14 protein-coding genes are annotated in these 13,776 nt (G+C 59.2%); 12 read left to right on the forward strand and 2 right to left on the reverse strand.

Features of this window, described 5'->3' with window-relative positions:
- Positions 1-139: 139 nt before the first annotated feature.
- Both AC5E6N_RS18685 and AC5E6N_RS18690 read right to left on the reverse strand, forming a co-directional pair.
- Positions 140-304: a hypothetical protein gene (locus AC5E6N_RS18685; RefSeq protein WP_491749232.1), complete on the reverse strand. Its 165-nt coding sequence runs from the start codon at positions 302-304 to the stop codon at positions 140-142.
- Positions 305-1,242: 938 nt separating this feature from the next.
- Positions 1,243-2,277 carry a LacI family DNA-binding transcriptional regulator gene (locus tag AC5E6N_RS18690; RefSeq protein WP_491749233.1) on the reverse strand — a complete coding sequence of 345 codons (1,035 nt, stop codon included), beginning with the start codon at positions 2,275-2,277 and terminating at the stop codon, positions 1,243-1,245.
- A 318-nt stretch (positions 2,278-2,595) separates the two neighbouring features.
- Here AC5E6N_RS18690 and AC5E6N_RS18695 point away from each other — a divergent pair, with 318 nt between their 5' ends.
- The 12 genes from AC5E6N_RS18695 to AC5E6N_RS18750 all read left to right on the forward strand — a co-directional run.
- Complete coding sequence (locus tag AC5E6N_RS18695) at positions 2,596-3,963, forward strand: ABC transporter substrate-binding protein (protein ID WP_491749234.1); 1,368 nt, start codon at positions 2,596-2,598, stop codon at positions 3,961-3,963.
- A 153-nt stretch (positions 3,964-4,116) separates the two neighbouring features.
- Positions 4,117-5,127: a carbohydrate ABC transporter permease gene (locus tag AC5E6N_RS18700; RefSeq protein ID WP_491691516.1), complete on the forward strand. Its 1,011-nt coding sequence runs from the start codon at positions 4,117-4,119 to the stop codon at positions 5,125-5,127.
- 1 nt (position 5,128) lies between these two features.
- Positions 5,129-6,280, forward strand: coding sequence for a carbohydrate ABC transporter permease (locus tag AC5E6N_RS18705; protein ID WP_491749235.1), 1,152 nt, complete (start codon positions 5,129-5,131; stop codon positions 6,278-6,280).
- A 37-nt stretch (positions 6,281-6,317) separates the two neighbouring features.
- Positions 6,318-7,970 (forward strand): beta-galactosidase BglA, encoded by a 1,653-nt coding sequence (bglA, locus tag AC5E6N_RS18710; RefSeq protein ID WP_491749236.1) that lies wholly within the window; start codon positions 6,318-6,320, stop codon positions 7,968-7,970.
- Between the two features lie 27 nt (positions 7,971-7,997).
- Positions 7,998-9,092, forward strand: a complete 1,095-nt coding sequence (locus tag AC5E6N_RS18715; RefSeq protein WP_491749237.1) for an ABC transporter ATP-binding protein — start codon at positions 7,998-8,000, stop codon at positions 9,090-9,092.
- 66 nt (positions 9,093-9,158) lie between these two features.
- Entirely contained in the window at positions 9,159-9,788 is a 630-nt protein-coding gene (locus AC5E6N_RS18720) for a DUF6362 family protein (RefSeq protein WP_491749238.1), read from the forward strand.
- Entirely contained in the window at positions 9,785-10,261 is a 477-nt protein-coding gene (locus AC5E6N_RS18725) for a hypothetical protein (protein WP_491749239.1), read from the forward strand. The genes AC5E6N_RS18720 and AC5E6N_RS18725 overlap by 4 nt, the downstream gene beginning before the upstream one ends.
- Positions 10,258-10,755, forward strand: a complete 498-nt coding sequence (locus tag AC5E6N_RS18730; protein ID WP_491749240.1) for a hypothetical protein — start codon at positions 10,258-10,260, stop codon at positions 10,753-10,755. Before AC5E6N_RS18725 ends, AC5E6N_RS18730 begins: the two co-directional genes overlap by 4 nt.
- Positions 10,742-11,242, forward strand: a complete 501-nt coding sequence (locus AC5E6N_RS18735; protein ID WP_491749241.1) for a hypothetical protein — start codon at positions 10,742-10,744, stop codon at positions 11,240-11,242. Before AC5E6N_RS18730 ends, AC5E6N_RS18735 begins: the two co-directional genes overlap by 14 nt.
- Complete coding sequence (locus tag AC5E6N_RS18740) at positions 11,239-11,400, forward strand: hypothetical protein (RefSeq protein ID WP_491749242.1); 162 nt, start codon at positions 11,239-11,241, stop codon at positions 11,398-11,400. Before AC5E6N_RS18735 ends, AC5E6N_RS18740 begins: the two co-directional genes overlap by 4 nt.
- A 180-nt stretch (positions 11,401-11,580) precedes the next feature.
- Complete coding sequence (locus AC5E6N_RS18745) at positions 11,581-12,060, forward strand: hypothetical protein (RefSeq protein ID WP_491749243.1); 480 nt, start codon at positions 11,581-11,583, stop codon at positions 12,058-12,060.
- On the forward strand, positions 12,057-13,776 hold a 1,720-nt coding region (locus tag AC5E6N_RS18750), incomplete at its 3' end, for a hypothetical protein (RefSeq protein ID WP_491749244.1). The genes AC5E6N_RS18745 and AC5E6N_RS18750, both read left to right, overlap by 4 nt.

The raw sequence follows: 13,776 nt of genomic DNA on the forward strand, positions 1-13,776 counted from the left end.
CGTTGGCTCGCGCTTGTGGTGGGATAACACCACGGCGCGCAACCCGCCTTGTCAGTGACCAAAATCGCCGCGGTCAAATGCTTCAATCTAATCACAACTCGCTCTAAAGCTGAGCCGGCTTCGAGCACGGCCCCGGCGCCTAAAAATATATATCGCTGACATCCATGCCGTAGCGCGTGCTCCACTCCTCGATAACCGGCAGATCCAGTTCCGGCGGGAGCGGTGAAAACCCGTGGTCATTGCCCGACAGGATGTGTTCACGGCAGCGATTGTGGACGGCAAATATGGGATCGATGAAAAACATGGTTGTCGGCGCATCGAGGAGGAAATTGAGCGGGGCCTTGTCGGCGACGACGCGTGATGTGCATTGAAATTCCGCAGCTTGTCAATTTCCATCGTGAAACCGCCCGACAAATTATACTTGAAGAAGCAGCTTCGGCTGTCACCGGCAGATGGTGTGCTGTGGGAGAGGGCGGGGCCGGACGCAAGCAGCGACGGAAGAAGGCAGTCGGATTTTCGCCGGGGTGATGCTCAAAAAGTTGGCCCCGCAACGGTTGTGATGGGCGGACCACAGACCATTACGGGGCCCAGAAAGCCAGCATGTCCTCTATGCATATTATGCAATCCTGGCTTTCAATCTCCTATGTGTAATTCGACAACAAAATATTGCGCTTTAGCTGGTTTTCCTCAAGAGGTTTGTGTAATCGCGATCACATCGTCATGTTTAATTATGCATTCTGCATACTTTTTTATCAAGCGCCAACGCAACCCAAATGTGTGTTTTTCTCCAATTCTTTTGGACAAACGCATGGCCGATGAGCGCGATTTTGTCGATATTCAGCGCGGATGGCGGTTATCCTAAGACAGTCGGCAAGCCTTCCGGTTTGCATGTCACCGGGCGCGAGACGGTATCCCCTTGCTTTTGCAGCAGTGTTCCGCGGTGCAGTGAGAATGACTTGTCGTTACATATGAATGATGTCCCGGTGCAGCGCTCAAGCAAAGAATTTCTTCAGTGCCGGAGAAATTACTCTATATAAGTCAAATAGAATTCGCGAGCATGATGTGAATAACTGGGATATTTAACTTTGCGGCGCAGCCGGCGGGCGCCCTTTTTCCACAGGCCTGGCACGTCCTGCCTCGCCGGCGCATCGGCCAGGCAAGCGACCATACGTGCCACTGCGGAGATGCCAGGGCTTATGATCACCGAAAAATCAACCGATATGAATGGCCGGCGTCGGCGCCTTATCGCTGTTCCCGCGCGGGACCGGTCGAATTGCCGATAACCAGTTCCGTTTCCCAAAGCTCGTGGACCGGTTCCAGGTTCGGGTTTTCGATCGCTTCGATCAGCATTTCCGCGCAACGGCGTCCGGCGGCCTTGATCGATGAGCGGAGCGCGGTGAACATCGGGATATCGCCGCTGTTCGAAAGAAATGTCAGCATGTCGTCATGGGTGACGATGGAGATGTCCTCTCCGGCTTCGAGCCCGGCCTCCTGAACCGCCCGCAAAGCACCCATGGCGGGCAAGATACTCGAGCACAATATCGCCGTCGGCCTGCGCACCAGGGCGAGCATCTCCTTTGTGCGGCGGTAGCCGTAGGGCTCCATCATGTCTTCCGAAGACATGATGTCGGGATCCGGTTCAACGCCATGTTCCTCAAGCGCTTCGAGATAGCCGATGCGCCTGCGCTCAGCGAAGGTCATGCTCTCAAGTCCGTTGAGCAGCGCAATGCGCCGGTGCCCGAGATCAAGCAGGAAGCGCGTGGCGCGCTGGAACGAGCGGCGGTTGTTCACATCGAGCCATGAATAGGAATCATCATCGTCCGCGCTTCTGCCGTGAACGACAAAAGGCATGCCGAGTTTCTGCAGCAGCGCCACGCGCGTATCGCCGACGAGCGGCGCGTGAACCATCATGCCGTCGACGCGTTTGCTGGCGATCAGCTTGTAATAGGTCCTTTCTTCCTGGTCCGGCGTGACGACCGACATGAGCATGTCGTAGCCGGCCTGAGAGTAGATCTCGCCGGCGCCGGCGATGAAATCGGAAAACAGCGGATTGATGATCATATGATCCGACTGCGGAACCACGTGACCGATGGTCTTCGACTTGCCGGTGGCGAGTTTTTTTGCATGCGGGCTCGGCGAATAGTTCAACTGCTGAGCCATATCCAGCACCTTGCGCCGGGTCTTCTCGCTGACCTCCGGGAAGCCGTTCAGGGCACGGCTGACGGTTGTCTGGGAAATGCCCAGAGCCTCTGCGAGCTGCTTAAGGTTTACACTCATGCGATATCCAAAGCGTTTTGAAAAACAAACCGGAGCCTAGCCATATTTCTGTTGAAATGGCAACCGCATTGAACCTGTCGCTCACCCGGCCATCGGCGAATTCAATCGTTTTAAATGCACATTGAGAAAAAAGATTAACAAAAACAAAAGGTAGATAGATGGTCTGGAAATCGGGGCTGGATTTTGTTCACAATTGCGTTGACAAGGTAAGTGGATGGCGGCATTTTGAATCTAATTCAAACCGCTTTGGATTTTGTTTGAAGATTGATTGCATCACCGATGCGGGCCAACCGCATGACGTGAATCGGGAGGAAAATCATGAAACGTAAAACCGCAATCGCGGCGTTCATCTGCGCGCTTGGAATGGGCACGGCGCTCTCCGGAGCGGCCCAAGCGCGGGAGCTTGTGTTCACGCCGGGAGAGGACGACCGCTTCAACTGGGCGAGTTACGAAGCGCTCAAGGGCATGGATATGTCCGGAGAAACGGTTACCGTTTTCGGTCCGTGGACGGGTGCCGACCTTGAGCTGGTCGAGGGCATGATCGCCTATTTCGAGGCCGCCACGGGCGCCAATGTCGAATATACCGGATCCGACTCCTTCGAGCAGCAGATCGTGATCGACACGCAGGCCGGCAGCCCGGCCAATGTGGCGGTGTTCCCGCAGCCGGGTCTTGCCGCCGACCTTGCGGCCAAGGGATTGCTGACACCCCTCGGTGACGAAACCCGCGACTGGGTCGCCGAGAACTATGCGGCGGGCCAGTCCTGGGTGGACCTCGGCACCTATCCCGACAAGGACGGCAATTCCGGTTATTTCGCGTTTCCGTTCAAGGCCGACGTGAAGTCGCTTGTCTGGTTCTCTCCGGAGAATTTCGAGGATGCCGGCTACGAAGTGCCCGGGACAATGGAAGAGCTCAAGGAACTGACCGACCAGATCGTTGCCGATGGCGGCACGCCCTGGTGCATCGGGCTCGGCTCCGGCGGAGCGACGGGCTGGCCTGCAACGGACTGGGTCGAGGAATTCATGCTGCGCACGCAAAGCCCCGAGACCTACGACAAGTGGGTGCGCAACGAAATCCCGTTCAACGATCCGGCAGTCATTGGAGCGATTGAGGAATTCGGCGCCTTTGCTCGCAATGACGACTATGTCGATGGCGGCGCGGAAGCCGTCGCGACCACCGATTTCCGCGACAGCCCCAAGGGCCTCTTTACCTCGCCGCCGAAGTGCTACATGCACCGCCAGGCATCGTTCATCCCGTCCTTCTTTCCCGAAGGCACGTCGCTTGGCGAAGATGCCGACTTCTTCTACTTCCCGGCCTATGCCGGAAAGGATCTCGGCAAGCCCGTGCTCGGCGCCGGAACGCTGTTTGCGATCACCAGGGACTCGAAGGGCGCGCGCGCCTTCATCGATTTCCTGAAATCGCCGATCGCGCATGAGGTCTGGATGGCGCGTTCCGGTTTCCTGACGCCGCACAAGGGCGTCAATCCGGATACCTACGCCAACGAGACATTGAAGAAGCAGGGCGCGATCCTGACCGATGCGACCACCTTCCGTTTCGACGGTTCCGACCTGATGCCCGGCAAGATCGGCGCCGGCGCCTTCTGGACCGGAATGGTCGACTATGCCGGCGGCAAACCAGCCGCTGACGTGACGGCAGAAATCCAGGAAAACTGGGACGCACTGAAATAAACTCGGTGCCTGCCTGACCTCCAGCGATCCGGGCCTGTCCTCCCGGCCCGGATCGTAAGTCCGGCTTCGGCCGGCAGCATGATCGGGGGACCCGTTCATCATTGAGTTTTGACGATCGCCTTTTTCCGAACGGAAGCTTGAAGGGGCAGAGCGATGAATCAGCTTATCTTCGCCACACTGACCATGGTCCTGGGGGTTGCCGGCTGTGCCGCCTACTTCCTGCTCTCAAACTGGGTGCTCGATGCCATCTTGCCTTCGAAGGAAGGTGACGGCGAGCGAGCCATCCGCAATCTGAGGCTGGCCAACACGATACGGCCCTGGCTGTTTCTCGCTCCCGCGCTCCTGGCGCTTGGAATTTACCTGTTCTACCCGGTTGTCTCTTCGGTTCGCCTTTCATTCTTCGGCCGCTCAGGCGAAGAGTTTGTCGGTCTGTCCAACTACACCTGGATGCTCGCCGACGGCGAATTTCACGAGTCCATGCTCAACAACATGCTGTGGCTGATCTTCGTTCCGGCGGCGGCAACCTTCTTCGGCCTCGTGATCGCCGCCATGACCGACCGGGTCTGGTGGGGCAACATCGCCAAGAGCCTGATCTTCATGCCGATGGCGATCTCGTTCATCGGCGCTGCCGTCATCTGGAAATTCATCTATGACTATCGCGAGGAAGGCTCCGAACAGATCGGCCTTCTCAACGCGATAGTGACGTTTTTCGGCGGCGAGCCGCAGGCCTGGATCACGCTGCCGTTCTACAACAATTTCTTCCTGATGATCATACTGGTCTGGATCCAGACGGGTTTTGCCATGGTGATCCTGTCGGCGGCGCTCAGGGGCATTCCTGAAGAAACCATCGAGGCCGCGGTCATCGATGGCGCGAACGGCGTGCAGATCTTCTTCAAGATCATGATCCCGCAAATCTGGGGGACGATCGCGGTCGTGTGGACCACCATTACGATCCTCGTGCTCAAGGTCTTCGACATCGTGCTGGCGATGACCAACGGCCAATGGAACACACAGGTCCTTGCCAACCTCATGTTCGACTGGATGTTCCGCGGGGGCGGGGACTTCGGCCGCGGCGCGACGATCGCCATCGTCATCATGGTGCTGGTGATCCCGATCATGGTCTGGAATATCCGCCGGGCGAACGCAGAAATGGAGGGCCGTTGATATGGCTGCCGCAGCATCCGCGAAATCGCCGCTCACCTGGGCCGTCCATATCGGCGTTCTGTTTCTGGTGATCATCTGGACACTGCCGACCTTCGGCCTCTTCGTCTCGTCCCTGCGCGACAAGGATCAGCTTGCCGTTTCCGGCTGGTGGACCTCGCTGACGGCATCGGAGCAACGCAAGATCGGCCGCTCCGGCGCGCCGGATACCCAGATCGAGGAAGACGGAAAATTCGTGCTTCAGGGCAATATCCTCGACGGCGAAAGCGGCACGATCACCCGTTTTGGGGTGCGCTCGCAGCAGCCTTCGGCCTTCGAGGCCGGAACCACGGCGGAGATGCCGAACGGCGCGACGATGGCGGTCGATGCCGATGGCGATTATCGTCTTGTCTCGGACGAGGAATGGACCGGGAGCCGCGGCAAACGCATCTTCTATACGGTGACGGCGCCGCCGCGCTTCACGCTCGAAAACTATACCAATGTGCTCAGAGCCAACGGGCTCGGCCAGTCCTTCATCAACTCGCTGACGGTGACGATTCCGTCCACGGTGATCCCGATCCTGATCGCGGCCTTCGCGGCCTACGCGCTGGCGTGGATGAAGTTTCCGGGCAGGGCGCTTTTGATCGCCGCCGTGGTGGGCCTGCTTGTCGTGCCTCTGCAGATGTCGCTGATCCCGCTGCTTCGTCTTTACAATGAAGCGGGTCTCATCCTCGGCGTGCCGGCCAAGACCTATGTGGGCATCTGGCTTGCGCATACCGGTTTCGGCCTGCCGCTCGCGATTTATCTCTTACGCAACTACATTGCCGGCCTGCCGCGCGAGATCATGGAATCGGCCAAGGTCGACGGCGCCAGCGATTTCGAGATCTTCCTCAAGATCGTGCTGCCGCTGTCGTTCCCGGCGCTGGCGTCGTTCGCCATCTTCCAGTTCCTGTGGGTCTGGAACGACCTTCTGGTCGCCATGGTGTTCCTCGGAAACGGTGACGACCAGCTCGTCCTGACGGGGCGCCTGCGTGAACTGCTCGGCTCGCGCGGCGGCAACTGGGAAATCCTCACGGCTTCGGCCTTCATCAGCATTATCGTACCGCTGATCGTGTTCTTTGCGCTGCAGCGCTATCTGGTACGCGGTCTTCTCGCCGGTTCGGTCAAGGGTGGATAAGGGTGGCTAATCAATGACAATAATGGACAGGAACCTGATGTCTGAGCGTATCGCATCCTCTTCGCCGGTGGACACGGACTGGTGGCGCGGCGCGGTGATCTACCAAGTCTACCCGCGCTCCTATCAGGATACGACCGGTGACGGCACGGGTGATCTGCAAGGCATCACGGAACGGCTGCCGCATATTGCGGCGCTCGGTGTGGACGCGGTCTGGATCTCGCCGTTCTTTACCTCGCCCATGCGCGATTTCGGCTATGACGTCTCGGACTATTGCGGCGTCGATCCGATGTTCGGAACGCTCGACGATTTCAAGGCGCTGGTCGACCGCGCCCATGAGCTTGGCCTCAAGGTGATGATCGACCAGGTGCTGTCGCATTCGTCGAGCGAGCATCCGTGGTTTATCGAAAGCCGCGGCTCGCGCGACAACGGCAAGGCCGACTGGTATGTCTGGGCCGACGCCAAACCGGACGGCACGCCGCCGAACAACTGGCTGTCGATCTTCGGCGGGCCGGCATGGCAGTGGGACACCGGCCGCAGACAGTATTACCTGCACAACTTCCTGGCGACGCAGCCCGACCTCAACCTCCATAACCCCGAGGTTCAGGATGCGCTGCTCGAAACCGTGCGGTTCTGGCTCGATCTCGGCGTCGACGGCTTCCGGCTCGACACGATCAATTTCTATTTCCACGACCGGGACCTGCGCAGCAACCCGCCGCTCAATCCCGAACTGCGCAACGCGTCGATCGCGCCCGATGTGAACCCCTATAATTTCCAGGACCACCAGTTCGACAAGAACCAGCCGGAAAACCTGGAATTCCTCAAGCGCCTGCGCCGCCTGCTGAAGACATTCCCGGGCTCCGCCGCGGTTGGCGAGGTCGGCGATGCGCAGCGGGGGCTGCAGATCGTCGCCGAATACACCTCCGGCGGCGACAAGGTCCATATGTGTTACAGCTTCGACCTGCTTTCCGCGACACCGCCAACGGTCGACCATCTCAGCCAGGTCGTGACCGGCTTTGAAAGGACGGTGAGGGACGGATGGGCCTGTTGGGCCTTTTCCAACCACGATGTGCAGCGGCATGCGAGTCGCTGGGCAGACGGCTTCGGCGGGACCCAGCAACACCTCAAGCTGCTTGCGGGCGTTCTCTTGTCCCTGCGCGGGTCGGTCTGCATCTATCAGGGCGAGGAACTGGGACTGGCGGAGGCGGAACTGCAGTTCGAGGACCTTCAGGACCCGTATGGCATCGAGTTCTGGCCGAGCTTCAAGGGGCGCGACGGATGCCGCACGCCGATGGTCTGGCACGCGGAGGAAAAAAATGCCGGGTTTTCGACCGGCAAGCCCTGGCTTCCCGTATCGGACGAGCACCGTGGCCAGGCGGTTGACCGGCAGCATGCAGATCCGGACTCCGTGCTCAATCAATACAGGCGGTTCATTGCTTTCCGCAAACAGAACCTGCCGCTGATCAAGGGCAATTTTGAACTTGTTCCGCAGAACGATCAGGTCTTCTGCTTCCGCCGGCGTTACGGCAACGAGACCATCCTTTGCGCATTCAACATGTCCAACGAAACGCAGACCATCCGCCTGCCCGAGGAGGGCGTCGAGACGCTAGAGGGCAGTGGCTTCAACGGTCATGCCGACGGTCAAACCATCACCATTCCGCCCATCGATGCCTATTTCGGCATCATCGGGTAGGGACGGAAACCGAGGAGGGAAACGAAGATGTCCGGCCTGAAAATAGACAGTGCCAAGAAAGCCTATGGCGACGTTGAGGTGCTGCACGATATCAATCTCGATATCAAACGCGGCGAGTTCATCGTCTTTGTCGGACCGTCCGGCTGCGGCAAGTCCACGCTGCTGCGTATGATCGCCGGGCTGGAGGAGATCAGCGGCGGCACGATGGAAATCGAAGGCACGGTCGTCAACGACATGCCGCCGTCGAAGCGTGGCATTGCCATGGTCTTTCAGTCTTACGCGCTTTATCCGCATATGACCGTCTACGACAATATGGCCTTCGGCATGAAGATCGCGAGGGCCTCGAAGGACGAGATCGACGAGCGCGTGCGCGCGGCGGCGGACAAGCTCCAGCTCACACAGTATCTCGACCGGCTGCCCAAGGCGCTCTCCGGCGGCCAGCGCCAGCGCGTCGCCATCGGCCGGGCAATCGTGCGCGACCCGAAAGTGTTCCTGTTCGACGAACCGCTTTCCAATCTCGACGCGGCGCTGCGTGTCGCCACCCGTATCGAGATCGCAAGGCTGAAAGAAAGCATGCCGGACGCGACCATGATCTACGTGACCCACGATCAGGTCGAGGCGATGACCCTGGCGGACCGCATCGTCGTGCTTTCAGGCGGCTATATCGAGCAGGTCGGCGCGCCGATGGAGCTTTACGAGAACCCGCACAACCTGTTTGTCGCCCGCTTCATCGGCTCGCCCGCCATGAACATCCTGCCGGCGACCGTCGAGGCGACGGGGGTATCGACCCGCGTCGCGCTGCAATCGGGCGACCATGTGAGCGTGCCGGTGGCTTCGCCCGGCGCCATGAAAGGCGCGGCGGTCCATTTCGGCGTGCGGCCGGAGGATCTGCGCCTGGCGGACCCTGGCGGCGGCATCCTGCATGGCACGGTCTCGATCGTCGAATCCCTCGGCGAGGTGACGCTCGCCTATATGGACGGCACGGGTTCGGACGAGCCGATGATCGTCAAACTGCCCGGCAGCCATAATATCAAGCGCGGCGACACGCTCTCACTTGATGCCGATGCCGACAAGCTGCACCTGTTCAACGACGCCGGTATCTCATTGCGCCATTTGAACTGATGTTCTAATTGGGATTTCCATCCCTGGTTGTTCATGCTATGTTCCGTCCTTTCCAACGGAACAGGCATGGATATGAAAGCAAGTCCGCAATTTCAGGAATGGACGGCCGACGCCGTCCGTGAGCGTGTCGTCGAGGCGGCGCGCACGCTGGCGATCTGCCCGCGTGCACTCGGCCCCAAGGCTTTCGGCAATGCGATGCCGCAGCCGTTGCGGCGGCAGATCGACGCCTACGCCTCCAATGCGCCGCGCTATCGCCGCCGCCCCTCGGCCGCCGCGATCGCACGCATGGAGGAATGCTGGACCTGGATCAACCGGCACCCGGGCGAGTGCGACCGGCAGCGCCTTTATGACTGGGCGCGTGCACGGGCCGGCCTTGGCGGCACCGTCAAATCGCTGGCGCGAAAAGAGGGCGTCAGCGAACGCACGCTGCGGCGCGACATCACCCGCGTCTGTGCGGCCATCGCGCATCATCTGAATGGCGCCCATGTGCATCGTACCTGTGGCGCGTTAACGCCCGGCGAGGCTGATCCCGCTGCAGGCGAGGGCGCCTTGCCAACAGCCCATCGATCTCCGCCCCACTGGCGCGCGCCCGGCGCCCGCCCGAAAATCGACCCCGACGGGCCGTCCCGCCGTTTGCTGTCGCGTCGGACGCCTGTGCGCGCGGATAAACCGGTGCAGGAAAGGATCGAGGAATGAGTGAAGACGAGGATTTTGTGCCGCCGGAGCCGTTCCCGTGGGAGGTGGAGTTTTGGGACATGGCCCGCGCGTTCCGTGAGCGGGCAGAGCGCGAGGGCAAGCCTGAGAACACCTATCCCGAGATCGACCCGGACAAGAAGCTGACCGTGGCGGATGTGTTTGCCTATATCCGCGCCTGCGAGGCGCATCCGGAAATCTGGAATGCCAATGTCATGCTGAAGCGTCATCGCGAACAGGACTACTCCGAAGGTATCCTGGAGAGCACGGAGGAGGAGACCTGGAACCATTATCTGACGTTGAGGTTCCGGGACTGGTACGCCTACAAACATCTGCCGGGCTATGATCCGTATGATCTGATTGTCGGCGATATCGTTGTTGTTGATGTCATTGACGGGAGGCTGGACGACCTCTTCGGAGATGAAGCGCGGTCCGCGATCCTTGAAATCGGAAATGACCAGGGGATCGTTCAATGAACCATCTGCTCGATATCGGTCCGCTTCTCAATCTCTATCTGATGTCGCAGACGGATGGCATCAAGGTCGATGCCAAATACGGCACTCTGTCGCCCTTCTACCGGGATGGTGGCAGGGTGCTCGTACTCCGCGAGGTGTTGGATGAGATTCGCGATAAGCGCTTCGACAAGCCCATTGAGAAATGGTTGCTCGCCAACGGTGCCGAGATACTCGAGCGACAGATTCCGAATGAACCGGATGCCTTGAGACAACTCAAGAAGCGCTATTTTCCGGACATGCAGGATAGCGAGGCCGCGAGCGGCAAGAACCGGGCCGATTTTGCCGCCTACCGGTTCCTGGAGACGGTGGCGGACGACGGCCAGGAATACCGGCTTGTGGCCCATGACCGCGGCTGGCTGAACTATGCCAAGACCATGCCCAAGGAATTCCGCAATACGGGCCGCCGGTCTCCAGCTAGCACACAAACGACAGGACCAATCCATGAGCAAGCATGAAGGAAAAACCGACATTCAAGCAAGGCCCTGGGAGATCGAACCGCCTGAAAGGGAGGCCTTCTACTGGGAAATTGAGGCGGCTGCGCTGGAGGAAGCACGAAGAAGAGAGCTGATCAAAAGAACTGGCTCTCCAACCGATATAAATCCGGGTCCGAACGATCCGGATGCCTGGGTAAGTCTGGATGAAATTTACGCATATATTCGGGCCTGCCAGAAGCATCCGGAAATCTGGGATCACATGATGCCTCTGGATCTGGATGAAGAAGCGGAGCGCGTGTCCGATGAGGAGTATTGGCGGCGGTATTGGATAGGCACATTTCATCGGTGGTACCAGTTAAAACATCATCCCGAGGCGGATACATTTGCATTTGATCAAGCTGAATATGTCATGGAAGGCTATCTGATCGGTGAATTTGATGACCTCTTCGGTGAGGCCGCGAAAGGCAAACTGCTGGATATCAGTGTGATACGGGAGAAACGCCCATGAGCGAGCGAAAAGCTCTCATTGTCATCGACATGCCGCAGCTTTCGAACCTTTACACTGTGCATAAAAGGCATGGCATTGATGGCTTGCGCCCGCTCAACGTCAGCAGCAGTTCGCCCAAAGTGTTGAAGCGCACAATGCAGAATTGGTCTTGGACCTGACTGTCCGATAAGCGTTGCCGTGTGGCAACAGCTTCGATAATGTTCTTATTTTGTTCTTATTTCGCTTGAGCGTGACATAACAAATTCCCATAATGGTTCCATGCAATGCAGGACTGAGTTTTGCCGTCCGCGCCGGATGTCCGTGCGCGTGGACTGGCCTTTGGACGGAAGGATCGAGAAATGAGTGAAGACGATGATTTTGTGCCGCCGGAGCCGTTCCCGTGGGAGTTGGAGTTTTGGGATATGGCCCGCGCGTTCCGTGAGCGGGCCGAGCGCGAAGGCAAGCCGGAAAACACCTATCCCGAGATCGACCCGGACAAGAAGCTGACAGTGACGGATGTGTTTGCCTACATCCGCGCCTGCGAGGCGCACCCGGAAATCTGGAATGCCTATGTGTTCTTAAAGGAACGCCGGCGACTCTATTATACCGATGAGGACTATGTCAGGCCTACTGAAGAAGAGAGCTGGAACAATCACCTTACTCTCAGATTCCGACGCTGGTATGGGATCAAGCATCATCCTGGATACAACGCGGATGATTTGGGTGTCGGCGATATCATTGTGACCCTGGTCATCGACGGTGAACTGGACGGTCTTTACGGCGACACCGCTCGAGCAGAGATTTTAAAGTGGGGCAAAGATAGGGGAATCAAGGAATGAACCACGTCCTGGATATCGGGCCGCTGCTCAACCTCTATCGCATGTCGCAAAGTGACGGCATCAAAATCGATGCCAAATACGGCACCCTGTCGCCCTTCCATCGCGATGGCGGCTGGGTGATCGTGCTGCAGGAGGTGTTGAATGAGATTGACAATAGACCGTACAGGGAAACGATTGCGGCTTGGTTGAAGGCCAATGGCGCCGAAATTCTTGACCCCCGGATTCCAGATGAGCTGGATGCCCTGAGACAACTCAAGAAACGTTACTTTCCGGACATGCAGGAGAGCCAGGCCGCGAGCCGTAAGGACCGGGCCGATTTTGCTGCCTACCGGTTCCTGGAGACGGTGGCGGACGACGGCCAGGAATACCGGCTTGTGGCCCATGACCACGGCTGGCTGAACTATGCCAAGACCATGCCCGAAGAATTCCGCAACGCCAAAGTGCGCACTTATCCGGGTCTTTTCACCATCTATCTGAACGAGCGGCTGAACGGCGACATGTCCGACGCCCAGTTCAAGGCCTATTTCGACCATTTGCAACTGGGTGCGCTGTCCGACGAGTATGTGGGCGAATTGAAGGCTTTGAAGGCGGACATCAAGGCGGACCGAAAAGCCGGTCTGTCGAACGAAGATATCCGCGCCAATTTGGATGCGGTTCTCGACCCGTTTGTGGAGAATGCTGCCAAGAAGACGGAAAAAGTCGGTGCGCGCCTTGAAGTCGATGCGGGCCGTCTTGCACGGTTCGCAATCGTGCTCGGCACGCTCAAGGCCGCCGGTTTCCTCGGCGACGTCGTCAGCGTGGCTGAGGCGGCTGAGGAGTCGGCCTGGTATGCCGAGCGTGGCGATGCCGTCAAGGCCGAGAAGGCCTGGGCCAAGCTCGCGGGCGACCTGTCCGGCGGAGCGGCAGGGGCGGCGGCCGGCGGCGGGGCGGTGGCTGCCCTTCTTCGAAGCGTGCGCCCCGGGCACCCCTTTGCAATGGGCGTCTCCATTCTTGCCGGAGCGCTGGCCGGCGGTTATGCAGGAGGCGAGAAAGGCAAGCAGTTTGCCGGTGCCCTGCATGATTATATTGTCGCCAATAATGACGGTCAGGCGCTGACCGCCGGGCTGATTGCCCGCTTCGCACGCGACTACAACAACCGTCACGGCATCCTGACGCCTGAGGAACTGGAGTTCGTCCGGCGCTTTGCGCTCAGCCAGGAATATCAGTTCTTCAAGCGCGAGGGGCCGCAGCGGTTCCGGGAGATCTTCGGCCAGGACTTTCTTGAGCTGTACGGGCAATACATGCTGGACGAGGCCGGGCGCCCGGTCACCGGCTATATCGCGACGGATGAGGGCGACGTGTTCCTGACGCCCGACGGCAAGGGTGGCCTTCGCGAGGTTTTGGTGCCACGGGAAACGATCGACAATGCGACGCAGATCTACCGGGACGAGGGCGGCACCTACAAGGCTGTCCCGACGGACGCCGGAACGGCGCTCTATGAGGAGGAAACCGGCGCGTTTTCGCGGCTGGTCGCACCTGGCGAATTCGGCAGGAGGTTTTTGAAAGACATCGGCCCGAGACGTTTGCGGTCCGGCTTCCTTGCGCCCGCCTCGCCGCATTACGACCCGGAGATGAAGATCGACTTCTTCGGCAGGCCGATGCGGGCCGGCGATCTGGTGGATGGCGATCCGGATGTCGGCGATGTCAGCTACTATCCGGGGGACGATGATGGAAGCC

Source organism: Hoeflea sp. (assembly GCF_984452065.1).